The following is a 24,691-nucleotide window of genomic DNA, read 5'->3' as shown; positions in this document are numbered from 1 at the left end:
CCTTACTCGCCCTTCTCCGCCAGCTAATCCACGAGCACATTCCAGTCGATGAGCACGTTTCTCCGCAGGTCAAGCTCGCGTCGCAGAAGGCTTTCGCTCTTTGGCGCGACCTTACGACCAGAGCGCTTTGCCACCAGCGATACCATCGCGTTCAAACTGCGCGCGTCGCTAATCTGATCGAACGTGACCGGAACCACCTCGATGCCCATGCTCTGCAGAGCCGCGATTCTCCGGGAATCCGAGAGCGCCGACTCGTTCGAGTCGTGCACCACCGCACCCTGGCACTCGATGTCGACCGGCCGGCCCGCACCCCGTGCCTCGAGATAGATGTCCGCACGGCACGTGCTCTTGCCGCACAGCGCCCGAGCGTCGCTTGAGAGGCGGATCACCTTGTTGTTCTCGATGTCCGTAAGGCCCATGCCGCCCAGGCGCCTAGGAAGGCCGAGCAGCAGGCTCGCCTGTACCTCGAGCGGCGACCCGCATGGGCCCGTCATGAGCTCGGCGGCCTCGGCGAGCGGGCGCGCTCCCCTGTGGCCGGCAACCTCGGATGCAAAGAGTTTGAGCTCATCGAGCTCGAGAAGCGGCGGGCGCATCCAGAGACTCATAGGGGCTCCCTTCGTGGACATAACCCTTTTCCAAAACCCGAGTCTTTCGCTGCCGCCGTGCCAGTATTTGCGCATCGCCTCCTCAATCGCCTCGCTTGGCCGAAAGACCGCAAAGCCGCCGCACATTTCGTAGACGGCCATGAGGAGCTGCGGGAATGGGATAACGGAGGCGAGGCCGAGCAGGGTCATCGCCGGGGAGGTGACGCTGACCCCGAGCTCGTGCTCCCAGATTGAGCCGAGGGGGCACTCGCCAGACCAGAAGTGGTCTCGAAATAGCTTTCCGTTCGACAGCTCGTTACGAGAGAACACCAATCTGTGAAGCGGCGTGCCCAAGATCTCCCTCACGACGGGATGGGAGCGCAGCTCCATTCGATTCTTGTCGCCCCGCGGCTGAGGCAATGGCGGACACAGGCCGATTACCTGCGGCGGGATTCTATGGAGCTTAAACGCGGTGGGACCGCAGAAGACCTCGGACATGCACCCTCCCCGATACGTGGTTTCAGAGAAGGTAGCCGTGCCGAGGAGGGGACACACGCCATTCTGGTGACTCTTCGGCGAGCGGACATTTTAGGCGCACCGAATCGGTAAACGCTGGCAAAGATGCGATATAACTGCAGGTCAGACAATATCTAACAAGAATCTGACAAATAACATTTCGCGTATATCAAAATAGCCGGAACCAACGCGTGCGCGAAGCTAGAAGAAGAATCGAAGGCAAACCATGCCAGCGAGGCCGCAAAACCGGGCACGAAATAGAAAAACCGCTAAGTAGGGGGCTAATCCGGGATTGCCCGAGTAGACCCAGATGTAGCGCCGCAAAACCCCAGGTCGCCATCGGCCGAAAAGCGGGTCTACTCGGCAGGTAGGCAAATAGCCCCCTACTTAAGGTCAATTATTCACAGCGCACTCCCCGCGAGCACCGAGAGAGCCCTACTTAACGTCCATTTTTCGCGACGCATTCCCAGCGAGCGTCGAGATAGCGCTCGAACGGCAAAACTAGCGCTTCGGACGCGCTCGATAAGACGGCTCTCTAGTGCCCGGCGGCTAACAATAGTTAACGAGCAGGCGATTGGTGTCGCGAGGGGTGTCTTGCGGCAGAAAGGTGAAATCCGCGATGGGCTGGGCGGAAAAGCCCTGCTCGCGAAGTGCAGCGAGCACGTATTCCGGACATGTTGGGTACGAGGCGGCATCGAGCGGGGTTGCTGGGCGCGAGGAGGCGACGGGCGGGGTCGCCGGGGTGGCGGCATCGAGCGAGGTTGCCGGGCGCGGGGCGGCGTCGGACGGGGCGGCTAGCTGCGAGGCAACGGGAATTGCGAGGACGCAATGCAAGCCGGCGTCCGCGTGCTCGAGGCGAACGCCAGGGCCAAAGGCGCCCGCGGCAACCAGCTCGCGGAGACGATCGCGCTCGTCGCGGGCGCGTTTGCGCACGCGAGCGACATGTCGCTCGTAGCTGCCGTCCTCCAGGATCCGCGCCAGCGTCACCTGGTCGACCGTGCTCACCGTCGAGGAATAGAACCCCAGCTCAGAGCCATAGCGTTCCATCAGACTATCGGGAAGCACCATATAAGCGAGTCGCAGCGCCGAGCCAAGGCTCTTCGAGAACGTGTTCGTGTAGATCACACGCCCCATGGCGTCGACGCTCGCGAGCGCAGGAACGGGACGCCCCGCGAGCCTGAACTCGCAGTCATAGTCGTCCTCGATGATCCAGCGCTCCCCCGCCGTTGCGTCCGCCGCCCATCCCAGCAGCTCATAGCGCCTGCCGATGCTCGTAACGCACCCCGTCGGAAACTGGTGCGACGGCATGACGTGCATCACGCCAACGTCGCTCGATGCCAGAGCGTCAACGCGAACGCCCGCCTCGTCAATGGGGACATGCCTCACCTCGACGCCATTCGCCGCATAAAGCCGCATCAGGCGAGGATAACCGGGATCCTCGACACCATAGGCGCGCTCGCGGCCAAGAAGCTGCACGATGCACGAGTCAAGAATCTGCGCGCCCGCTCCAACCACGACGTTCTCCGGGTCGACCACCATTCCCCTCGTATGGCGCAGGTGGGACGCGATCGCCTCCCGCAGGCGGGGCGTCCCCTTCGCGGGAGCCGGGGCGAAGAGCTCGGCCTCGGACTCGGAGGCGAGCGCCTGGCGAAGAGCGCGGGTCCAGAGGCTCGCCGCATCCTGCTCCGCACCGCGCGCCCCAAGAGCGAAGTCAACCGAGCGCGGCCCCTCGTCGCGTCCCGGCATCCGCGGCAAGTCGCCAGTCGCTGCCACCCCCGCACGCACGCCGAGCGCCGGCGCCAAAGATCCCTGCAAGTCGCACACGAAGTAGCCGCTACGCGGCCGCGACTCGATATACCCCTCAACGACCAGCTGGCGATACGCCCCCTCCACGGTCACGACGCTCACGCCAAGATGCTCCGCCAGCGCGCGCTTCGACGGCAGCCGTGCGCCCTCGCGCAGCTCACCAGAAGAGATGTCATCGCGAATCCGCTGGTAGAGATAGTCATAGAGGCTCTCGTCACCACGCTGGCCCAAATCGTAGTCAAGCATCTGGCCTTATCGCTCCCCTGCATCTGGCCTTATTCTGACCTTCTAAGTTTCTCTCAGTTTGGATATTTTGCCAAGGCCAGCTCCAGCGTAGCCTATGTCCTCGAAAGTCATCGGTGGTTGCGAACACGAGCTTAGCGCTGCAAGCCGACTCCAACCGGGCGCAACCGGCCCAAACCGGAGGTAAACCGGCTCCAACCGGGCGCAACCGGCGCGACCAAGTCGCGCCATCCATGCGCGCCACCCGCCCGCGCGCGAGCCACCGCAACCCGAAGCAAACAACGAAGGAGACCAGCATGGAGAACGAGACCCAGGACCGCGTAGCCCTCAACCGCCAGCTCGCGCAGATGCTCAAGGGCGGCGTCATCATGGACGTCACCACGCCCGAGCAGGCGCGCATTGCCGAGAAGGCCGGCGCCTGCGCCGTCATGGCCCTCGAGCGCATCCCGGCCGACATCCGCGCTGCCGGTGGCGTCAGCCGCATGAGCGACCCGGCGATGATCCGCGGCATCCAGGAGGCCGTCTCCATCCCCGTCATGGCCAAGTGCCGCATCGGCCACATCGTCGAGGCGCAGATCCTCCAGGCCATCGAGATCGACTACATCGACGAGTCCGAGGTCCTCACCCCCGCCGACGACACCTACCACATCGACAAGACCGCCTTCGACGTGCCGTTCGTCTGCGGCGCCCGCGACCTCGGCGAGGCTCTTCGCCGCATCGCTGAGGGCGCCACGATGATCCGCACGAAGGGCGAGCCGGGCACCGGCGACGTCGTCCAGGCCGTGCGCCACATGCGCAAGATCCAGAAGCAGATCCGCGACACCGTCGCCCTGCGCGACGACGAGGTCTTCGAAGCAGCCAAGCAGCTCAGTGTCCCCGTCAGTCTCCTGCGCGAGGTCCACGAGACCGGCAAGCTCCCCGTCGTTAACTTCGCCGCCGGCGGCGTGGCCACCCCCGCCGACGCCGCGCTCATGATGCAGCTCGGCGCCGAGGGCGTCTTCGTGGGATCCGGCATCTTCAAGAGCGGCGACCCGGCCAAGCGCGCCGACGCCATCGTCAAGGCCGTCGCAAACTACCAGGACGCCAAGCTCATCGCCCAGCTCTCCGAGAACCTCGGCGAGGCCATGGTGGGCATCAACGCCGACGAGATCGACATCATCATGGAAGAGCGTGGCCGCTAATGCCGTGCACGACCGCAATCCTCGCAGTTCAGGGCGCCTTCGCCGAGCATGAGCAGATGCTCGAGCGCTTGGGAGCGAACTGGATCGAGCTCAGGCAGGCGTCTGACCTCGAACAGCCCTTCGACCGCCTCATCCTCCCCGGCGGCGAGTCGACCACGCAGGGCAAGCTCTTGGACGAGCTCGGCATGTTCGAGCCGCTCCGCAGGCGCATCGAGGAGGGCATGCCAACGCTGGGCACCTGCGCGGGCATGATCCTCCTGGCCAAGACGCTCGCGGCGCACGACGACAAGGGCACGCCGCGCCTCGCCACGATGGGCGTCGAGGTAGAGCGCAACGCCTACGGCAGGCAGCTCGGGAGCTTCCATGCGTACGCGGAGCTCAAGGGCATTGGCGAGGTCCCGATGACGTTCATCCGCGCGCCGAGGATCGTCTCCGTGGGTGAGGCCGCCGAGGCGCTCGCGACCGTCGATGGCCGCATTGTCGCCGCGCGCCAGGGCAACCAGCTCGCCCTCGCCTTCCACCCCGAGCTGGACGAGGACACGCGCGTCCACGAGCTGTTCCTGTCGCTTTAGCAGGCCTTATCGCCCGCGCGCGGCAACGCTGCACAACAACATCACCGGTCGCTCCGGTTGGATAGTCTTGCAGGACTCATCGCCAATCGCCCGCGACCAAGCCATGGCTCAGCGGGGCCGTCGTCAAACCGGTTGGCGACGGCCCCGCTCTTAAGGCGGCCCCACCGGGGACGCCACCGAAGCGACGGCCCCGGCGGCCTAGCCAGATTCCCGCACCGTCGGCCGCGTGACGGCCAACCAGGAAGAGTCCCGTCGGTTCGCGCCGGCAGGGCTCTTTTTCGCCGCGGGCGCCGTGCACATCGCACCTGTCACGGATGTCGCGAATGCCACGGGTGCCGCTCACATCGCGCAATTACGATGGGCTTCGGGCGCAGCGTCTCGCGTCGGAGTCCCTTGAGGTGTACCGTATATTCGTTAGACGCGCGACATCGCGCGCGAAGCGCTAAAGAGAGCGAGAACAATGCAGCTCAACATGCTCAAGGGCAAGATTCACCGCGCCACGGTCACCCAGGCCGAGCTCGACTACGTCGGTTCCATCACCATCGACCAGGACCTCCTGGACGCCTCCGGCATCCGCGAGTACGAGAAGGTCCAGGTCGCGGACGTCGACAACGGCAGCCGTCTCGAGACCTACGCCATCGCCGGCGAGGCCGGCAGCGGCGTCATCTGCCTGAACGGTGCCGCCGCCCACCTCGTGAACGTTGGCGACAAGGTCATCATCATGTGCTACTGCCAGATGACCCCGGAGGAGGCATCCGAGCACGCGCCGCACGTCGTCTTCGTCGACGAGAACAACGCGCCCGCCCGCATCACCCGCTACGAGCGCCACGGCCGTCTCGAGGACATGGCCTAGGCAAGCACGTAACTGCCCGCAGGTGAGCGCCCGCACGGCAAACGCGCCAGGCCTCGCACCGCGCGCAGGGCTACGCGCACGACGACCATCCAACAGCCGCGGAGAGGACCAGACATGAGCGAAGGCTACCAGCCCCAGACCCCACAGGGTGGCAACGGCGCGCACGGCCAGCCCGCGCCGACGCCGCAGCCGCAGCCTGCCGCACAACCGCAGCCCACGCCCCAGCCGCAGCCGGCGCCCGCGGCGCATTCCACGCCCCAGCCGCAGCCGGCGCCCGCTCCGCAGGTTCCCGTCATCGAGAGCGCGAGTGCCACGACCTCCCCGGACAACCACTCCGGTCCCGGCGTCTACGTCATCCTCGCCATCGGCCTGGCGCTCATCGTCGTCGCCTCCCTCGTCCTCGCGAACACGTTTGGCGAGGTCCTCTCCGAGGTGGCAGACATCGTCGCGGAGGAGTACCCGGACGAGGAGTGGGACTTCGACGAGCTCGACCACTACTTCGATGACGACACCCACAGCACCGACGTCGATCTCACGGCCGACAACATCTTCGAGACCCGCATCGGCTGCGCGGACGAGTCCGTCAACTCCTACGTCTACGCGAGCGATTACGATGGCTCGCAGCAGGCCGTCAGCGAGTTCGTGTCCGCCCTCACCAAGGCTGACGGCGACAGCACCAACCTCCTCTCCATGCACCTCCGCGCCGCGATGGGCGCCACGGACGCCGCCACTCGCACCGAGGAGCTCGACGCCGCGGCACAGGTGGTCGCCGATGCCCAGGCCTCGATTCAGGCAATCGAGGTGCCCGGCACGGACCGCGTGAGCGGCCTCAAGGCAGATTCGGTCGTCGACGCCCTCGGGGACGCCAAGGAGGACTGCGTCGAGCGCTGGAGCGCGATCGCCAAGCTGGTCGGCATCCTCAAGTCGCCCGATGGCCACACCGCAGACGAGCTCGCCGAGCTGGATGAGGAAGCGTCCAACATCGTCGACATCGCCATTCGCCTTACATCGGCCCTCACCGATTCGGCCTCGTACAAGTAGCGGAGCACCCAGGCCGCATGCCGCACACGGAACACGCGGGGACGCCCACTCGCCATACCCCGCCGCACGCGGAACGCACAGGAACGCCCGCTCGCCATACCCCGCCGCACGTCCCGCATTCAACCATCAGGAGAAACCATGAGCCAGGCAGACAAGCTCTTCTGCGCCATGTGCGAAGACATCATCGAGAACGGCACCACCACCGAGGGACAGAAGGTCCGCCCGCACTGGGAGGACGGCACCCCCGCCTACACCATCAAGCAGTTTGGCGTGGTAAACCGCTATGACCTGCGCCGCGAGTTTCCCGCCCTCACCCTCCGCCGCACCGCCCTCAAGAGCGCCATGGACGAGGTCCTCTGGATTTACCAGCGCAAATCTAACAATATCAACGACCTCAACTCACACATCTGGGACGAGTGGGCAGACGAGACGGGCTCCATCGGCAAGGCCTACGGCTACCAAATCGGCCAGAAGAGCCACTACCCCGAGGGCGACTTCGACCAGATGGACCGCGTGCTCTACGACCTCGAGCACACGCCCTTCTCGCGCCGCATCATGACGAACACCTACGTCTTCGCGGACCTCTCCGAGATGCACCTCTATCCGTGCGCCTACAGCGTGACCTACAACGTCACCCAGACGCCCGGCGACGACCGCCTAACCCTCAACATGCTGCTCAACCAGCGCAGCCAGGACATCCTCGCCGCCAACAACTGGAACGTCTGCCAGTACGCGATCCTCCTCATGATGGTCGCGCAGTCCGTGGGCATGATTCCCGGCGAGCTCGTCCACGTCATCGCGGACGCCCACATCTACGACCGTCACGTCGACATCATCCGCGAGCTCATCTCGAGACCGCAGTATTCCGCGCCGCGCGTCTCGCTCAACCCCGAGGTCACGAACTTCTATGACTTCACGACCGACGACCTCATCGTCGAGGGATACGAGCACGGACCGCAGGTCAAGAACATCCCCATCGCGGTGTAGCCCATGGATACCGAGAAGAGCATGCAGGTGGCAGAGCCTGTCAGTGCCGGCGACGCCCGCCGCACCCCCGTGTCCAATGCGGGCGACGCCCGCCGCGCTCCCCTGCCCAACCTCAACGTGATCGTCGCCGTCTGCGACGACTGGGGCATCGGCATCGGCGGCGGCATGCTCGTGGACAACCGCGCAGACATGCGCCACTTCGTGCGCCACACGAAGGGTCACACCGTCCTCATGGGACGCAAGACCCTCGAGAGCTTCCCGGGAGGACAACCGCTCAAGGGCCGCCGCAACGTTATCATCACGCGCGACCCTGGCTTTGCGCGCGAGGGCGTCGACGTCGCTCATAGCATCGACGAGGCCCTCGCCATGGTCGCGGACGATCCCGAGGTCTGGCTCATCGGAGGCGGAATGATCTACCGCGAGCTCCTCCCCCTCTGCACGCGCGCGGAGATCACGAAGGACCACTGCGTGCGGCCGGCGGACACGTTCTTCCCCAACTTGGACGAGGACCCCACCTGGCACGTCGCGTCTTCCACGGCGCGAGACGACGAAGGGAACCCCCTCGTCACACCAGAGGGGATTCCCTTCGAGTTCGTTACCTATACGCGCGAGTAGCCACCAGGCGTATGCGGGCCACGGCGTGCGAAGAGGGCTGCCGCCGCCATGTAAAAGGCGCGCCGCCCGAAAGCGACGCGCCCAAAATGCGGTGGCTGCGGGAGCCTACTCCATGAGCGTCGAGGGATCGGCGCCGGCGAAAATCGCGCTGACCACCTGGTCCTCGTCCGCGAACTCCCAGGTCTTGCCGTTCTTCTCGAGGTCAAGCGAGACGCTGGCGGTCTTGGTGGGCGCGTCGTCAGCAGCGAGCCTCTCGACGAACTGGCCCATGACCTTGGCGAGAATGTCGTCCTCGCCGAGGTTCGTGTAGTCGTTAGCCGCCTCATCGGACGTGAGATAGGCGGTCATGTCATCCGTCCAGCTCGCGGCGACGGTCGCGAAGTCGAGGTTCGTGACGGAGAGCGTCACCGTGGCGGTGTCGTCGGAGATGGAGACGTCCTCGACCTCGTAGTCGAAGCGCTTGACGCAGGCGTTGTAGAGCTCGGTCGCGTCGATGCCATACTTCTGGAGCTCGGCGATCTCATCGTCACCGAAGACCTCCTCAATATTGGCGTCAGTGACCTGTTCGAGCTGGCCAAACTGCTCCTTGAGCATGGCCTTGATGGCATCTTCCTGAGACTCTCCGCAGGCAGAAAGCCCTGCAACGGAGACGGTGGCGAGGGCCGCAGTGGCGAGGAGCGTTAGTGCCTTGCGGGCGAGCGGACGTAGCTTCATTGCGATTCTCCCATTCTTGTTGTGCGACCTCGGATAGCCGCCTGCTACCAGCCTAACAGGCTGAAAGATAGCCGAAACGGGGGGGTATGCAATTTGCGGGTGACGAATCGGCGTGGTGGTCGGTATGTGGCAGCAAGCGGCGACGAGTGGCTGCCCGCGTGTGTCCGAGGCCACAGGTTGCGGATGCTGAGCGTGCGTTGGCGGCTCGCGCGCTGGCGGCACCGCGCGTTGGCGGCTCGCGTGCGCAGGCGGCTCGCGCGCGCTGGCGGCTCGCGTGCGCTGGCGGAACCGCACATTGTCGGCGGCGGTGAAAAGCCGAATCCCTCCCTGGCACGGCGAGATGACGTACAATGACGTGCGAGTTAGCCATCTCGAACATTCTGGACTCGACCGAGCCTTCTTTGGAGGAGTCATGAGCGCAAACATCATCAACGTCGTGATCGTCACTGTCGTTTTCGTGGCGGCGCTGCTTGTAATTCGCAACTACATCGCGCGAGGCGGTAAAGGGGACTGCTGCGGAGGCACGGACATCGTGCGCTCGCGTGGCCACAGGGACAAGGACGCCTCCCACTACCCTTTCGCCTATGACGTCGTGGTCAAAGGTATGAGCTGCGAGAACTGCTCGAAGCGCATTGCGAACGCGTTCAACTCGCGGCCCGACACCATGGCCGAGGTCTCCCTCGCGGAGGGCGTTGCCCACGTGCGGACCAAGCAGGAGGCCAACCCGGATGACCTTCGCCGCGTGGTGCGCGGCGAGGGCTACGGCGTCGGCGCCGTAAGCGAGTGCTAGGACGCCGGGACCGGCGTGTGCCAACGAACCCAATCGCACAGCCGTCCCACCACTTTACCCGTTTTTCCTGCGCCTTTCCAACCCAAGCGCATTGCCGGCCATGTCAAGAATCGGTAAAGTAATGAAGTTATGACTGTAGTTAGCCAGACGAGCCACGGGGACGCATGAGCAACAACCATGACCATTTGATGAGCATCCGCGAGAAGACACTAGCCGCGAGGGAAAGGGCCATGACCACCCGCAAGGCTGCTGCGGCTCAACTCGAGCGCTTCGACAACGCCCTCGCCCACCTGTTCAGGTTCGTCCCCGCCCCCATCGCCCGCGCGACCGCCTGGCTCGCCGCGGCATTCTGTCACGTAAGCACCATCCTGTGGCTCGTCCCGTTCATCGCCCTTGCAGCCCTCTTCATCTTCCTCGCACGTCAAAACCTGCTCATCTGCAGCACCGAGGCGCTCAACCAGGTCGTAAAGGTCATCTGCGTCGGCATCTTGGTCACACTCTTTCGCGAGCCGATCCTCAACGCGCTCGACGGCCTCGGCCGCTCAAAGGACGCCCGCACCCACCTGGCTGGCCTCGTCATCGAGCTGCTTCGTGCCATCGTGGCCCTCGCCATCTGCACCATCTGCGCCGTCGTCGCCATCGAGACGCCCTGGAACGAGGGCGCCCTCAGCGTATCGGTCGAGCACATCCTCATTGACGTCACCTTCATCGGCTCCGTCATGGTCATCGCCTACTTCCTTGGCCAGCGCCGCGGCGTGATGCCCGCGATATGGCTCGTCGCCCTCTTCGCCCTCGGCATCGGTCAGGCATTCGTCGCCGAGTTCAGAGGTGCTGCCCTCCTCCCGACGGACCTTCTCGCCCTGAGCACCGCCGCGGAGGTCTCCGCCAGATACACCTATACCGTGACGGACCCCATGCTCACCGCTGCGAGCGCCCTTGGCTTTGGCCTCATCGCCTGTTGCCTCATCCGCCCCGCGACGCCGGCGCCGAGCCGCGTTCGCATCATCCGCCCCATCGCAAACATCGCCCTCGGCATCCTGTGCCTGGTCACGCTCCGGAACGCGTTCTCGGACATCGACCTCACCAAGGACTACGGAATCAACACCGACGTATGGAACCCCATCTCGAGCTACCGCGCGGACGGCATGGTTCCCCACTTCCTCAGCATGGTGCAGCACATGGCGATCGACATGCCCGCAGGCTATTCTGACGAGGTCGCCCTCGAGGACGAGCAGACCCTCGCCTCGCTGTACCAGAACGCCAAGAGCGACTCGTATCCCTACACCCAGGCGCAGTTCGCGGACACGAAGCCCAGCGTCATCTGTGTCATGAACGAGACCTTCTCAGACCTCTCGATGCTCGAAGGCCTCGGGATCGGCTATACAGGCCCCGCCTACTTCAACTCGATCGACGACGCGCTCGTGCGTGGCGAGCTCGAGGTTTCTGCCTACGGTGGGGGCACCTGCAACTCCGAGTTCGAATTCATGACCGGAGCCACTCTGGGCTACATCGGCAACGCCAAGTACCCATACACGCTCTATGACCTCAGCGACGTCGACAATCTCGCCACCCAATTCGCCGACATGGGATATGACACGACGGCGATCCACCCCTGCGCCCCCACGAACTGGAAGCGCAACATCGTCTACAGGGCCTTCGGGTTCGACCGCTTCCTCTCCGCGGAGGACTTCGCGGGCGCACCCGGATTCCACTCCGGCGTCACGGACGCCGCGACCTACGAGAGCGTGCTCGACCGCCTCCGCAGCAACGAGGCCCCACAGTTCATCCTCGACGTCACCATCCAGAACCACAGCGGTTACGACCAGAACAACATCGACGAGTCACTTCTTCCGGGCTACACCTTCCCGTTCGCGGAGGATGACGCCGCGTTCACGAGTCAGCTCAACGAGTACCTCGCCTGCATCAACGCCTTGGACCGTGACCTCCAGTGGTTCATGGAAGAGCTCCGCAACCTTGACCGCCCCGTCATGCTCGTGTTCTTTGGCGACCACCAGCCGGGCGTCTCCGGATACGCGAACGACGCGCTCTTCACCGAGGACGTTGGCACCGCCCATGGCGCCCGCGCCTATCGCACGAACTACTTCGTCTGGACGAACTACGAGGTGGCTGGCGCTGGCGGCATGCGCTGGGAGGACGCCTCCTCGTCGACGCTGGGTGCCCTCGCGCTCGACGCCATCGGCGCTCCCCTCACGGACTTCCAGAAGGCGCAACTTAGCGCCCGCATGTACATGCCAATGATTAACATGTTTGCCTACAAGGATAACGAGGGCGGATGGCACTCCGTCGAGGACGCCACGCCCAGCGAGATGGCTTCCGCCGGCGACGGCGGGGACGGCGGCAACGGAGACGATGCGCCAACGCCGGATAACGAGTCCTGGGCTGCCGCCGCTGAGTCTTGCCGCCTCCTCCAGAACGTTCAGTACCTCGAGTTTGCGAAGCGGGTGTCTTAGGCACGATGAGCAGCAGCGCGGACAAGGACCGTTCGATGTGCGAGCGTCCGTCTCGCGCCACCCTCGCCTGGGCGCTGCCGTATCCCGCGCTGTCCCTCGCGCTCGTCATCTGGCTCGCGCTCGGCCTGGTCGAGGGAGACACCGCGACGGTCGTCGGCTGCTCCGTTGCCGCCGCCGCAGTCGTTGGTGTGTGCGCTCTGGTCACGCTCTCCCGCGACAGGATTCGCGGATCCTACCTGGCAGACGCCGGGCTTCTCGTCGCCGCCAGCGTCGCCGCAGCGTTCGCGCTCGAGGTCAGCTGGTGCCGCGGCAACCTCGCCGTCGAGCCGAAGTTCCTCGCGCTCGAAGCCGGGTTTGCCCTACTCGCGCTCCTCGCCCTTTACCTCGTCTTTCAACGCAGGGGCATCGGTGCTGGCATCGGTGTCGGCGTCTTCTGCGCGATGGGCCTCGCCCAGTACTTCGTGCGTGTCCACAAGGGCACCGCGATTCTGCCGTCGGATGTCCTCGGTATGGCCACGGCGATGTCCGTCGCGGGCGGCTACGTCTATAAGGTCGACGGCACGGTTATCCTCGGCATCGCCATCGCCGCGGTTGGCTGGTGTCTCTGCTCGCTCATGCACGGACGCGAGGCAGCTTCCGAGAAGGGCCGCGCGCCTCGTCGGTGCAAGGGGGCGGCTTCCGAGAAGGGCCGCGCGCCTCGTCGACGCAAGCTCGCCGTCGCCGGCAACCTCGGCGTCGCGGCAGCATGCGTGGGCTCATTCGTGGCGATGGTCGTGTTCGTGGACTTTGGCGTTGCGCTCGGCGTACACGTCGACGGATGGGACACCGCTCGCAGCTACGAGCGCTACGGAGCCATCACGAGCTTCGTCGCCGCGGCGCAGGACCTCGAGATTCCTCGCCCAGCCGGTTACTCCTCCGCGCAGGCCGTCGCAGACGAACAGGAGCTGGCAGACGACCACGCGGCGAGCGTCGACCCAGACACTCGCGCCGCCGCTCAGGCCCAGTTCGCGGAGACGCGCCCGAGCATCGTGTGCGTAATGAACGAGAGCTTCAGCGACATGTCACTCTACGACGGGCTTGGCGTGGGCTACGAGGGGCCCGCGTACTTCAACTCGATCGACGACGCGCTCGTGCGCGGTCAGCTCACTGTCTCCACCTACGCAGGCGGGACCTGCAACACGGAGTTCGAGTTCCTCACCGGCAACACCCTGGGATACCTCGGCAAAGGCGCGTATCCGTATACGCTCTACGACCTTTCGACGACGGACAACCTCGCCTCTCAGCTGTCGAGCCTGGACTATGACACGTGCGCGATCCACCCCAACCTCGGCACGAACTGGAACCGCGAGGGCATCTACGCTGGCTTTGGATTTGACGAGTTCCTCACCATCGACGAGTTCGAGGACGCGCCGCAGTTCCACAGCGGCGTCACCGACGCAGCCACGTACGAGGAGGTCCTCGAGCGCTTGCACGGCTCGAGCAAACCGCAGTTCATCTTCGACGTGACAATGCAGAATCACAGCAGCTACGACCAGGGCAACATCGATCCGGGCCTGCTGCGCGACTACGAGCCTGACTACCTGAACGAGTCACAGGCGGCGGAACTCAACGAATACCTCGCGTGCATCGACGCCTCGGATCGTGACCTCGAATGGTTTATCGGCGAGCTGCGAAAACTCGACCGACCGGTGCTCCTCGTCTTTTTCGGAGACCATCAGGCAAGCGTTTCCGCCGCCGTCAACGACGCCATGTTCCCGGACGAGGCCGACCAGACCCACGGAACGCGCATGTACCTCACCAACTACCTCGTCTGGGCGAACTATGACGTGGCGGGCGCTGGAAGCATACGCGTCGAGGAGGCCTCCTCGAGCACGCTGGGGGCGCTTGCCCTTGACGCCGTCGGTGCTCCCCTCTCGGGCTATCAGGAGGCGCAGCTGGGAGCGCGCCTGTTGATGCCGACAATCAGCGCGCTCTCGTACACGGATGTTGAGGACCGTCACCATGCAACGGGCGGCCTCAAGACGCTCGCCGGTGCCGACCCCAACGGCGATCCAGCCGCTCGCGCCCGCGACGCCTACCTCAAGCTCGCCCGCGTGCAGTACCATCGCTTCGCCGAGCACGTGCAGTAGCGGGGTTACGCCTGCGCGCCTTCCGCCGTCAGCGGCCGGGACGCACTACCAGCCCGCACAAAAAAGAGGGGGCGTCCTTTCGGACGTCCCCTCACCCAAGCGTATGTAAGACGTTAATTAAGCGCTCTTACGGACGTTGGAGGCCTGGAGCTTGCCATTCTGACCAGTGGTGATGTCAAACTCGACAGCCTGGCCCTCGTCGAGGGTCTTGAAGCCGTCCATCTGAATCTCGGAGTAGTGGACGAACAAATCGTCGCCGTCCTCGCGAGAGATGAAGCCGTAGCCCTTGTCCGGATTGAACCACTTAACAGTACCCTGAGCCATGACGTGCCTTTCTTTCGTTTGCCCCTCCGAGGGCAACACTGCGCTTGCGCGCTGAACATAACTTGCGACCAGATGGTCAACAGGGAATAGTCTACCCCAGCAACCAGCCACTACGAACGAGAAACCGAAAATGCGTAGAGCTCTCGCGAACGGTATAAAAGCACCCGCGGACGCAACGCGACGCCCGGCAGCTCCGACACGCCTACGGCGAACGGTACGCGACGTTAGCAGTAGCATTAGCGCTCGTGGCCACGGCGCAGCACGCAGCACGCGACGCGCGGCGTGGGTACGCGACATGCGGCGGAGACGCGCGGCACGCGGCGGAGACTCGCGGCAGGGGCACGTAGCGGAGACGCACGGCAGTTCTGCCGCACCGACGCCGAAACATGCGTTTCTTCGAGTTATGGGGCCTGATTCTCGTTCATAACTCTAAAAAACGCATGTCTCGATGAAACTTAACCGTGCATCACCGTCAAAACCTGAAAAAGGGACTGTCCCTTTTTCAGGTTTTGAAAAGTGCGCTGGCCCGAAAAACAAAAAGCCGGCGCTCGGAGGTGAATCCGAACGCCGGCTGAGTGTCATTGCTGACAAGAGACAACGCCACTAGAGGGCAGCGGCCCATTCAGCTGGACAACAACCCATTACAGGTAGGCGACAGCCTTGATCTCGACCTTGGCACCCTTGGGGAGGGCGGCAACCTCGAAGGCGGCGCGAGCCGGATACGGAGCGGCGAAGAACTCGGCGTAGACCTCGTTCATGGCGCCGAAATCGGCGATGGAGTCGAGGAGAACAACGGTCTCGGCGACGTCGGCCATGGTGGCACCGGCAGCCTCGAGAACGTTCTTGACGTTGGTCAGGCTCTGACGGGTCTGAGCCTGGATGTCGTCGCCGGCAAACTCGCCGGTGGCGGGGTCAACGGGGAGCTGACCGGAAACGTGGATGCAGTTGCCGGACTTGGTGGCAGCGGAGTACGGACCCACAGCGGCGGGGGCCTTGTCGGTGACGACGGCTTCGATGGACATGTGTTTCTCCTTTTGTTTGACGATATTGCCTATCGTTGTTTAGAAGCTTAACGATAAAGAAGGCCCCTTGTCAATGACTCGAACGGCGAAAGGACCAGCTTTTAGTGCTCAAGTTGGTGCCGCGCCCGCAACCAGCTCGCGGTCTGTGCAGGACGCACGTGCCGGGCACCGCACCCGCGACCAGCGCGGGATGCCCGCGCCCGCAGCCGGCTCACGGCCAACGCGAGGCGCACGCGCCCGTCGCCGACTCGCGGCTAGCGCGGGACGTATGTGCCCGGCGTCGCCCCCGTCGGCTCGCCGTCACGCGCCGCGAGCACGCCGTTCACGTAGGTGAGGCGCGCCCTGCCGTGGCAGACGAAGCCCTCGTACGGGGTGTGGTCGACGTTCTGATGCTGAGTCTTCGCCGAGATGGTCCACTCGACGGACGGATCCCAGACGCAGACATCCGCGTCCGAGCCCTCCGCCAGACAACCCTTGCGAGGCCACATGCCAAAGACGCGGGCGGGGTTCTCGCTCATGAGGCGGCAGAGGTCCGTGGGGCCAAGCTGATCTTCGAACGTCGTCGCGATCAGCGCGGGCCTGTGCTCGACGCCCGCGCCGCCGTTGGGGACGGCACGGAAGTCATCCACGCCACGATCCTTTTGCCCATGGAGGTTGAAGCTGCAGTGATCCGTGGCGATGGTGTCGATCTCGCCGTCGAGCAGCGCCTGGCGGAGAGCCGCGCGGTCGGACGGCTTGCGCGGAGGCGGGCTCATGACGAACTCGAGGCCTTCGAGGCCGTTCTCTCCCCTACGCGTGAAGCACGTGTCATCAAGCAGCAGGTACTGCGGGCAGGTCTCGACGAAGATGTTCTTCTGACCGCGCGCCTTGGCAGCGCGAATGGCCTCGAGGCCAAGCTTCGTGGAGAGGTGCACCACGTTCACGCGCGCGTCGCCGGCGAGATGGGCAAGGTAGAGCAGACGGCTCACTGCCTCGGCCTCGCACTCGGCGGGACGGCTCAGAGGATGGGCTTCCGGCCCGTGAATGCCTGCCTCGTACACGCGCTTCTGGAGGGCGTCGACGAGGGTGCCGTTCTCGCAGTGGACGCAGAGCGTGCCGCCAAACGGTTTCAGGGCCTCGAGCACCTCAAGGGTCTCCGCGTCATCAAGGCGCAGATGGTCATAGGCGAAGTAGGTCTTGAAGGAGCTGACGCCGCCAGCGCGCATCGCGGCAAGGTCCTCGCGATTGCGCTCGTTCCACTCCGCGATCGCCATGTGGAAGGCATAGTTTGACGTGCAGATGCCATCCGCGCGCTTATGCCACTCCGCCAGGGCGTCCGGCATGGTCACGCCGCGATCGGCCGTGGCGTAGTCGACGATGGTGGTGGTGCCGCCGCAGGCAGCGGCGCGGGTGCCCGTCTCGAAGCTATCCGCCGTCCAGTCGATACCCGTCCAGCACTGCATGTGCGTGTGGGCGTCGATGAAGCCCGGGAAGACCCAGCAGCCCGTAGCGTCGGCAACCTCATCGCCATCGCCGGCCTCGATGGAGGCCGCGATGCGGACGATCTTGTCACCCTCCAGAGCCACATCACCCACTCGTAGCCCGTCGGGGCAAACTAGGGTTCCGCCCTTGATGATGATCATTGGCAACTCCCTCCACGTCCAAGTCCACTTTCCAGAATTTCACGGGCACGCCTGAGGTCATCGGGCGTGTCAATATCCCAAAGCTCCCATGGAAGCGACGCTTCGACACTCACGCAGATGTCACCCTCCCCCACGACCGAGCTCCCGCCAGCATCACCCTCGACATGCGAAAGCGCGTCATAGAAGTTGCTGGGAAACAACGCCGGGGAACCGGGGCGGCCGCGCCAGGAAAGGCGCACGAGGACATCCGGCCGCAGCGCGGAGACCCCAAGCATGCGAGCGACGCTCCCATGCTCGACGAGGGGCTGGTCTCCCGGTAGGAACAGGCATGCGTCCCACCCAGCGTCGCGGGCAAAGGCGGCCGCAGCACGCACGGAAGCGGATTGCCCGAGCGTAGCGGCGACGTCCTCGTCAAAGCCATCCGGACGAACGCGCTCTATGCCGCGGGCATCCGCGATGGCATCGACCTCAGGCGTGGCGGAGACCACGACGATGGGCATGCCGGCGGGCACGCAATCGATGGCGCGGGCAACCACGGGCTCGCCAAGAAGGGGCTCCACGAGCTTGTTCTTGCCATAGCGCACCGAGTGGCCGGCGGCGAGCACGGCGGCACCGACGACACGATCATCGCCCGAAACCGAGTCCGCGCCCGCGGACGAAACGGCCACCGCCCCATGCGGAAACGCCGCGTCAAACTGCGCGCCAGCGGCGGAGTTCACCGAAGCGGTCCAGCGTTCGTACGCAGCGAGGAGGGCATCCGCCTCCGGCGTGGGCGTAGACCCGCCGCCACCGGCGCCACCCACGACGCGGGTGGTCAGTGGGGAGCCCAGGCCCTTCTCCGCCGTACGGACGAGGGCCAGGGCCTTGGTGTAGGCCATGCCCATGGATATCGAGGCGGCGCGGAGGCTTCCGCATTCGCGGATGCGACGCAGCAGCTCCGCGGGACCGGGACCGAAGACGCGCTCGCCCTCGTCATTAACTAGGTATGTTCTTACGCTTGGTCTCATGTCATCCATTATCCCAAACGAAGCTGACAATTAATCAGCGTTCACGCGTTGTTTTCGCAAGCGGACAACCACGACCCGCAGGCGCGGGCGCGGAAGTCGCGATGCGCCGGCCACTTGCCTCGGGCGCGCGCGAAGCGGGCACGGAGCTGACGCGAAGCACGCTCGACGCGAGCGCGAAGCGGGCTCGGCGCGCTCGCAAGTCTCCGCAAAAGCAAACGTGCGTGACCTCCCCCGAGGTCACGCACGTGGCATTCGCTCTTAGGCGCGGATGGTGGTTCCGGTGCTGCCGGCAAAACCGTCCTTGGCCTTCTCGAGCAGCGTGATGAGGGCGGAGCGGCCAGGCTTGCTCTCGGCGAACTTCGCGCACGCGAGGACCTTGGGCTCCATCGAACCCTTGCCGAACTCGCCTGCCTCGGCAAGCTCGTGGGCCTCGGCGGGCGTGAGCTCGTCAAGCCAGCGCTCGTCGGGCTTGCCGAAGCGCACGGCCACCTTCTCGACTGCGGTGAGGATCACGAGGTAGTCCGCGTCGAGGGACTCAGCGAGAAGCTCGGCGGCGAAGTCCTTGTCGATGACGGCCGCGGCGCCCTTGAGGTGGTGGTCACCGGTGGGAAGCACCGGGATGCCACCGCCGCCGCAGGCGATGACGATATGGTTCGCCTGGACGAGCGAGGAGATCGTGTCGAGCTCGACGATGCGCTGGGGCTTCGGAGAAGCGACGACTCGGCGGTAACCCCTGCCGGAGTCCTCCATGAAGTCGTAGTCGCGGTCGCGGTGAAGGACCTCGGCCTCCTCCTTCGTCATGAAGGAGCCGATGGGCTTGGTCGGGTTGGAGAACGCGGGATCCTCCGGGTCGACCTCGACCTGGGTGAGGACGGTGGCGACGCCCTTGGCAATGCCGCGGCACTCCATCTCCTCGCGAAGCGCGTTCTGCAGGTCATAGCCGATATAGCCCTGGCTCATGGCACCGCAGACGGAAAGCGGGCACGGGATGTACTTCTCCGGATTAGAGCGCGTGAGCTCGGTCATGGCGTTGGCAATCATACCGACCTGGGGACCGTTGCCATGGACGACGACGACCTCGTTGCCCTGCTCGATGAGATCCACGATCGCCTGGCTGGTCACACGGACGGCGACGGCCTGCTCAGGAAGATTGTTGCCGAGAGCGTTGCCGCCAAGGGCGACGACGATTCGCTTGGACATATCGACTCCGATCCTTGAGGGCGCCTCGGCCCTGCAAGATATGGGCGCACGACTGCGCGCAGCCCAGAAAATTGATAAAGCAGTCCCTAGGGTCGCGCGTTCGCCCGAAACGAAACGCGCGACCCCGGACCTTCGCCTGCCAGGGGTATTGGCGGCGGATGGGCCGGCCATGCCGGCTCTGTCTAGGTAGCAGGCCTCGGTCCTGCGTCCGCGCTCAGACCGCGGACGCAGGCGACGGGGACATTAGGCCTGATACCAGCGGGGAGTGGCGGCAGCCTCGAGAGTCTGGAGAGTCTCGATCGGGTTGGCGACCTTCTGCAGGAAGATCATCGCGGCGATGGCGTAGGGCTTGTAGGAGGCCTCCTTGTACATGCCAACGCGGTGCATGTCGAAGACGTCAGCCATGACCTCACCGTGCTCGCAGGAGACGCCGGAGATGTCGGCGGGCAGCGGGTGCATAAAGATGGTGTCCTGACCATTGGCGGTCTTAGCCATGAGGTCGGTCGTGGAGCACCAATCCTTGTGCGTGGCGTTCTGGGCGAGGAGCTCCTTCTCGAGCGCGGCGATGCCGGCGTCGTCACCCTCGGCGTAGAGGTTGGTGCGGCGCTCCATGGCGGCATAGGGAGCCCAGGACTTCGGGATCACGATGTCGGCGCCCTCGAAGGCCTCCTCCATGGTGTTGACCTGGTTGAAGGTGCAGCCGTTCTCGGAGGCGTACTTCTTGGCGGCCTCGACGCGATCGCCCATGAGGTCGTAGCCCTCGGGGTGAGCCAGGGTGACGTCCATGCCGAAGCGCGGGAGCAGGCTGATGAGGGACTGCGGGCAGGACAGCGGCTTGCCGTAGGAGGGCGAGTAGGCCCAGGTCACGGCAACCTTCTTGCCACGGAGGTTCTCAAGGCCGCCGAACTCCTCGATGAGGTAGAGCATGTCGGCGGAGGACTGCGTCGGGTGGTCGGAGTCGGACTGGAGGGAGATGAGCGTCGGACGGTGGTCGAGAACGCCATCCTCGTAGGCCTGCGCGACGGAGTCGGAGACCTCCTGCATGTAGGCGTCGCCCTTGCCGATGTACATGTCGTCGCGGATGCCGATGACGTCAGCCATGAAGGAGATCATCGTGGCGGTCTCGCGGACGGTCTCGCCGTGAGCGATCTGAGACTTCTTCTCGTCGAGGTCCTGGAGCTCGAGGCCGAGGAGGTTCGTGGCCTTGGAGAAGGAGAAGCGGGTGCGCGTGGAGTTGTCGCGGAAGAGGGAGACGGCGAGGCCGGAGTCGAAGATCTTGGACGAGATGTTGCGCTCGCGGAGGTTGCGGAGGGCAGCGGCGACCGTGTAGAGGGCGCGGAGCTCGTCGGTGGTCTTGTCCCAGGTGTGCAGGAGGTCGCTCTGGTACATGCCCTTGAAGTCGAGGCCGGAAAGCATATCGGTGTACTGGCTGATCTCGCTCATGTTATGTCCTCTCGGATCGAATTGCGTGCGTATGGCTAGGGAGTTGACAAAGGGACTGTCCCTTTGTCAACCGTCGTGTGACGGGGGACCTGAAAAAGGGACTGTCCCTTTTTCAGGTTTCCGCCGGAGTCGAGCTACTTGATGTCGTTATCGGTGAGCTCGGCACGGTAGGTGGTGGCGTTGTCCATCTCGGCGCTGGGCTCGTAGAGGTTCAGAGCGGCGACGTAGAGGGCGGCGCAGGTCGGGAGGTCCTGCTTGTAGGTGACCTCGTTGGGAGCGTGGGCCTGGGACTCGGCGCCGGGGCCAAAGCCGACGCAGGGGATGCCGTAGCGGCCCTGGATGGAGACGCAGTTCGTGGAGAAGGTCCACTTGTCGCACAGCGGACGGCCGGCGCGCTTATCCATGGACTTCTCGCAGCCGATGCGCTCATCGCCGAAGAGGGCCTTGTGGGCGTCGACGAGGGCCTTGACGTGCGGAGCGGTCTCCTTGTTGATCCACGTCGGGAAGTAGGCCTCGGTCTCGTAGACCTCGCCGGTCCAGGACGGACGGTCGTACATGTACATGGAGACCCTGACGTCCTCGCCGTACTTCTTGACGGCCGGGAGGTTCTCGACCTCCTCGAGGCAGGACTTGTAGGTCTCGCCGGCGGTCATGCGGCGGTCGATGGAGATGGCGCAGGAGTCAGCGACGGCACAGCGGGACGGAGAGGTGTAGAAGATCTGGGAGACGGTGCAGGTGCCGCGACCGAGGAAGCGGGCGTCCTCGTAGTGATCCGGGTTGTACTTCGGGTCGAGCATCTTCACGAGGCCCTTGACGTCGGTCGACTCGTCGCAGCCGTTGTTGTTGAGCTTGCGGACGTCGGCGATGATGTCGGCCATCTTGTAGATGGCGTTATCGCCGCGGTCGGGAGCGGAGCCGTGGCAGGAGGTGCCGTGAACGTCGACGCGGATCTCCATGCGGCCGCGGTGACCACGGTAGATGCCGCCGTCGGTGGGCTCGGTGGAGATGACGAACTCGGGCTTGATGCCGTCAACGTTGTAGATGTACTGCCAGCACATGCCGTCGCAGTCCTCTTCCTGGACGGTGCCGACGACCATGACCTTGTAGCCCTCGGGGATGAGGTCGAGGTCCTTCATCATCTTGGCAGCGTAGGTGGCGGAGGCCATGCCGCCCTCCTGGTCGGAGCCGCCACGGCCACCGATCAGCTCGTCATCCTCGAAGCCCTTGTACGGGTCGAAGTCCCAGTTCTCGATGTTGCCGATACCAACGGTGTCGATGTGGGAGTCGATGGCGATGATCTTGTCGCCGTCGCCCATGAAGCCCATGACGTTGCCAAGGCCGTCGACCTTGACCTCGTCGAAGCCGAGCTTCTCCATCTCGGCCTTGATGCAGGCGACGACCTCGCCCTCCTCGCAGGACTCGGACGGGTGGCTGATCATGGCGCGAAGGAACGCGGTCATGTCCTTGCCGTAGTCCTCAGCGGTCTTCTTGATGAGGTCGTAATCGAGCTGCTTAGCCATGTCTGCAACCTTTCTGTTGGATGGCCCTTTTACCTGAAATCACTTGGCGCCGCATCTGGAGCACCCGCAGTTAGTAAGGAAGTCCTCGCGGTGAGGCAGGGTCCGCGCGAAAGAAGCTCTCACGATAAGACCCGGATCGAACGGAGCACCCTAGAAGGTGGGGTACTCGCCCTCCCAGACGATCCTACGATACTGCTCGGGATCAGTGTCGCCCTCGGTGGAGAAGCACAGGACGGAGCTGTTCTCGTCGAGGCCGATGGCCTCCTTGAGCTCGGCGTACTCCGGGTCCTGCATGAGCGTCATGACGAGGCCGCTCGTGACGGCGCCGGACTCGCCGGAGATGACGCGCGGGTCGCCCTTCTCGGGGGCACCGAGGACGCGCATGCCGCGGGCGGTCACCCAGTCAGGGCAGGAGACGAAGGCGCGGACGTGGTTGCGCAGGATGTCCCAGCCGAGGATGTTGGGCTCGCCGCAGCAGAGGCCGGCCATGATGGACGGCATGTCGCCACCGACGATGCGGGGCTCGCCGTCGCCAGCCTTGGCACCCTTGTAGAGGCACGCGGCCGGAGCGCACTCGGCGACGACGAAGATGGGCGGGTTGTCCGGGAAGAGGTTGGTGAAGTAGCCCACGACGGCACCGGCGAGCGAGCCGACGCCAGCCTGAACGAAGACGTGGGTCGGGCGCTCGACGCCAGCCTCGGCGAGCTGCTCGGCAGCCTCTGAGGCCATGGTGCCATAGCCCTCCATGATCCAGGACGGGATCTTCTCGTAGCCCTCCCAGGCGGTGTCCTGGACGATCACGCCACGGTCGCAGGCGTCAGCCTCGGCGGCAGCCATGCGGACGCACTCGTCGTAGTTGACCTCCTCGATGGTGACCTTGGCACCCTCGGCGGCGATGTTGTCGAAGCGGGGCTTCGTGGAGCCCTTGGGCATGTGGACGACGGCCTTCTGGCCGAGCTTGTTGGCAGCCCAGGCAACGCCGCGGCCGTGGTTGCCGTCAGTGGCGGTGAAGAAGGTGGCCTGGCCGAAGTCGCGGGCGAGCTCGTCGGAGGTGAGGTAATCGTAGGTGCAATCCGCGACGTCCTTGTTGGTCTCGTCGGCAATGTAGTTGGCCAACGCGAAGGAGCCGCCGAGGACCTTGAAGGCGTTGAGGCCGAAGCGATACGACTCGTCCTTCACGGCAAGGCCGGCGATGCCGAGGCGCTTGGCCTGCTGATCGAGGCAAGCAAGCGGCGTCACAGAATACTGGGGGAAGCTCTCGTGGAAGGCGCGGGCCTTCTTGACGTTCTCCAGGGACATGATGCCGAGGTGCGCGTCATCGCTCTTGGGCATCTCGTTAACGGCCCATTCGATCCTCTCGCTCACGTTTGCGTCCTTTCCGTCGCGACCGACTAGCACGGCGGGAACCTCACCCGCCAAGTGACCGACTAATTGTTTGCAAACCAAACAATTAGTTTGTTATTCCATATGAAACCATACTTCTTGTTCGAATCAAGGCAGGAATTGTGCCGATTGGCGAACGTAAGGTTTTCAAGCGTGAACGGAGACGCGCAACATAAACCAGGCAAATAGTTTGGATAGAAGCGACGAACGCGGGAGAGGCGAAACGGGCACGGGATACGAGCGAGCGACACAGCTCTATCCCCCTATGGGACGCGGCGCCCCCTATGGACGCGGCACTCCCTTTCTAGATAGCAAACGAGCCGCAATCGCGGCTCGCTTGGTTACTTCGCAAATTGTGCGGCAAGACCACTTGCCAGACCTGAAAAAGGGACTGTCCCTTTTGCAGGTTGACAAAGGGACTGTCCCTTTGTCAACTTTGTCCCTTTGTCAACTTTTGTCGACCAGGTGCTCGCGCTCCTCGGGGGAGAAGGCGGCCTTGTCGACCAGGTCGACGGCCCTCGTGCCAAGAGCGATGGCCTCGTCGAACAGGTCAAGCGAGCGCTCGAGCGAGGTGCCCTTGTCGCGCACCGTGGCAACAATCTCGTCGAGACGGTCAGTCACGTCCGAGAAGCGCTCGTAACTCGAGGTGTCCGGCTTAGAAGCCATGG

21 protein-coding genes are annotated in these 24,691 nt (G+C 64.5%); 9 read left to right on the top strand and 12 right to left on the bottom strand.

Annotated elements, in window-relative coordinates; translation table 11 throughout:
* Positions 1 to 23: 23 nt before the first annotated feature.
* Together ACTQ1Z_RS02325 and pdxR are read right to left on the bottom strand one after the other, a co-directional pair.
* Complete coding sequence (locus ACTQ1Z_RS02325; protein ID WP_441858448.1) at positions 24 to 974, bottom strand: hypothetical protein; 951 nt, start codon at positions 972 to 974, stop codon at positions 24 to 26.
* A 675-nt stretch (positions 975 to 1,649) separates the two neighbouring features.
* A complete protein-coding gene (gene pdxR / locus ACTQ1Z_RS02320) occupies positions 1,650 to 3,152 on the bottom strand; it encodes a MocR-like pyridoxine biosynthesis transcription factor PdxR (RefSeq protein WP_441858446.1) in 1,503 nt (500 codons plus the stop codon).
* 293 nt (positions 3,153 to 3,445) lie between these two features.
* Here pdxR and pdxS point away from each other — a divergent pair, with 293 nt between their 5' ends.
* The 6 genes from pdxS (at position 3,446) to ACTQ1Z_RS02290 (ending at position 8,398) form a co-directional block, all read left to right on the top strand.
* Positions 3,446 to 4,330, top strand: coding sequence for a pyridoxal 5'-phosphate synthase lyase subunit PdxS (gene pdxS, locus ACTQ1Z_RS02315; RefSeq protein WP_441858444.1), 885 nt, complete (start codon positions 3,446 to 3,448; stop codon positions 4,328 to 4,330).
* Positions 4,330 to 4,902 carry a pyridoxal 5'-phosphate synthase glutaminase subunit PdxT gene (pdxT, locus tag ACTQ1Z_RS02310; RefSeq protein ID WP_441858442.1) on the top strand — a complete coding sequence of 191 codons (573 nt, stop codon included), beginning with the start codon at positions 4,330 to 4,332 and terminating at the stop codon, positions 4,900 to 4,902. The genes pdxS and pdxT overlap by 1 nt, the downstream gene beginning before the upstream one ends.
* Before the next feature lie 460 nt (positions 4,903 to 5,362).
* A complete protein-coding gene (panD, locus tag ACTQ1Z_RS02305; protein WP_293815554.1) occupies positions 5,363 to 5,755 on the top strand; it encodes an aspartate 1-decarboxylase in 393 nt (130 codons plus the stop codon).
* Between the two features lie 114 nt (positions 5,756 to 5,869).
* On the top strand, positions 5,870 to 6,796 hold the full coding sequence (locus ACTQ1Z_RS02300; protein ID WP_441858440.1) for a hypothetical protein: 927 nt from the start codon (positions 5,870 to 5,872) through the stop codon (positions 6,794 to 6,796).
* Positions 6,797 to 6,934: 138 nt separating this feature from the next.
* On the top strand, positions 6,935 to 7,783 hold the full coding sequence (gene thyA / locus ACTQ1Z_RS02295; protein ID WP_441858438.1) for a thymidylate synthase: 849 nt from the start codon (positions 6,935 to 6,937) through the stop codon (positions 7,781 to 7,783).
* Positions 7,784 to 7,786: 3 nt separating this feature from the next.
* Positions 7,787 to 8,398, top strand: a complete 612-nt coding sequence (locus ACTQ1Z_RS02290) for a dihydrofolate reductase (RefSeq protein WP_441858436.1) — start codon at positions 7,787 to 7,789, stop codon at positions 8,396 to 8,398.
* 105 nt (positions 8,399 to 8,503) lie between these two features.
* Here the strand turns inward: ACTQ1Z_RS02290 and ACTQ1Z_RS02285 are convergent, their stop codons facing one another.
* The gene (locus ACTQ1Z_RS02285) at positions 8,504 to 9,112 is read right to left on the bottom strand and encodes a hypothetical protein (protein WP_441858434.1); all 609 of its coding nucleotides are present in this window, start codon (positions 9,110 to 9,112) and stop codon (positions 8,504 to 8,506) included.
* A gap of 412 nt (positions 9,113 to 9,524) precedes the next feature.
* On the opposite strand from ACTQ1Z_RS02285, the gene ACTQ1Z_RS02280 reads away from it, so the two are divergent.
* The 3 genes from ACTQ1Z_RS02280 (at position 9,525) to ACTQ1Z_RS02270 (ending at position 14,502) form a co-directional block, all read left to right on the top strand.
* Positions 9,525 to 9,902 carry a heavy-metal-associated domain-containing protein gene (locus tag ACTQ1Z_RS02280; RefSeq protein ID WP_441858432.1) on the top strand — a complete coding sequence of 126 codons (378 nt, stop codon included), beginning with the start codon at positions 9,525 to 9,527 and terminating at the stop codon, positions 9,900 to 9,902.
* A gap of 164 nt (positions 9,903 to 10,066) precedes the next feature.
* A complete protein-coding gene (locus ACTQ1Z_RS02275; RefSeq protein WP_441858430.1) occupies positions 10,067 to 12,373 on the top strand; it encodes an LTA synthase family protein in 2,307 nt (768 codons plus the stop codon).
* Between the two features lie 5 nt (positions 12,374 to 12,378).
* Complete coding sequence (locus ACTQ1Z_RS02270; RefSeq protein WP_441858428.1) at positions 12,379 to 14,502, top strand: LTA synthase family protein; 2,124 nt, start codon at positions 12,379 to 12,381, stop codon at positions 14,500 to 14,502.
* 117 nt (positions 14,503 to 14,619) lie between these two features.
* Here ACTQ1Z_RS02270 and ACTQ1Z_RS02265 read toward each other — a convergent pair whose 3' ends face one another.
* The 9 genes from ACTQ1Z_RS02265 to ACTQ1Z_RS02225 all read right to left on the bottom strand — a co-directional run bounded on the left by ACTQ1Z_RS02265 (position 14,620) and on the right by ACTQ1Z_RS02225 (position 24,689).
* Positions 14,620 to 14,826 carry a cold-shock protein gene (locus tag ACTQ1Z_RS02265; protein WP_293815537.1) on the bottom strand — a complete coding sequence of 69 codons (207 nt, stop codon included), beginning with the start codon at positions 14,824 to 14,826 and terminating at the stop codon, positions 14,620 to 14,622.
* Positions 14,827 to 15,467: 641 nt separating this feature from the next.
* On the bottom strand, positions 15,468 to 15,848 hold the full coding sequence (locus ACTQ1Z_RS02260) for a Rid family detoxifying hydrolase (RefSeq protein ID WP_293815535.1): 381 nt from the start codon (positions 15,846 to 15,848) through the stop codon (positions 15,468 to 15,470).
* Between the two features lie 254 nt (positions 15,849 to 16,102).
* A complete protein-coding gene (gene hydA / locus ACTQ1Z_RS02255; RefSeq protein WP_441858425.1) occupies positions 16,103 to 17,470 on the bottom strand; it encodes a dihydropyrimidinase in 1,368 nt (455 codons plus the stop codon).
* A complete protein-coding gene (locus ACTQ1Z_RS02250; protein ID WP_441858423.1) occupies positions 17,467 to 18,477 on the bottom strand; it encodes an NTP transferase domain-containing protein in 1,011 nt (336 codons plus the stop codon). Before ACTQ1Z_RS02250 ends, hydA begins: the two co-directional genes overlap by 4 nt.
* 258 nt (positions 18,478 to 18,735) lie before the next feature.
* Positions 18,736 to 19,677 carry a carbamate kinase gene (arcC, locus tag ACTQ1Z_RS02245; protein WP_441858421.1) on the bottom strand — a complete coding sequence of 314 codons (942 nt, stop codon included), beginning with the start codon at positions 19,675 to 19,677 and terminating at the stop codon, positions 18,736 to 18,738.
* Between the two features lie 243 nt (positions 19,678 to 19,920).
* Complete coding sequence (gene ygeW / locus ACTQ1Z_RS02240; RefSeq protein WP_441858419.1) at positions 19,921 to 21,120, bottom strand: knotted carbamoyltransferase YgeW; 1,200 nt, start codon at positions 21,118 to 21,120, stop codon at positions 19,921 to 19,923.
* 134 nt (positions 21,121 to 21,254) lie between these two features.
* Positions 21,255 to 22,640: a YgeY family selenium metabolism-linked hydrolase gene (locus tag ACTQ1Z_RS02235; RefSeq protein ID WP_441858417.1), complete on the bottom strand. Its 1,386-nt coding sequence runs from the start codon at positions 22,638 to 22,640 to the stop codon at positions 21,255 to 21,257.
* Positions 22,641 to 22,790: 150 nt separating this feature from the next.
* The gene (dpaL, locus tag ACTQ1Z_RS02230; protein WP_441858415.1) at positions 22,791 to 24,005 is read right to left on the bottom strand and encodes a diaminopropionate ammonia-lyase; all 1,215 of its coding nucleotides are present in this window, start codon (positions 24,003 to 24,005) and stop codon (positions 22,791 to 22,793) included.
* Positions 24,006 to 24,470: 465 nt separating this feature from the next.
* Complete coding sequence (locus tag ACTQ1Z_RS02225; protein WP_320679375.1) at positions 24,471 to 24,689, bottom strand: exodeoxyribonuclease VII small subunit; 219 nt, start codon at positions 24,687 to 24,689, stop codon at positions 24,471 to 24,473.
* Positions 24,690 to 24,691 lie beyond the last annotated feature (2 nt).

The sequence above is a fragment of the Parolsenella sp. LCP21S3_E11 genome (genome assembly GCF_052118165.1).
GTDB lineage: Bacteria > Actinomycetota > Coriobacteriia > Coriobacteriales > Atopobiaceae > Parolsenella.
The sequence above is the reverse complement of the archived record's forward strand: the minus strand, read 5'-3'. Positions and strand labels throughout refer to the sequence as shown.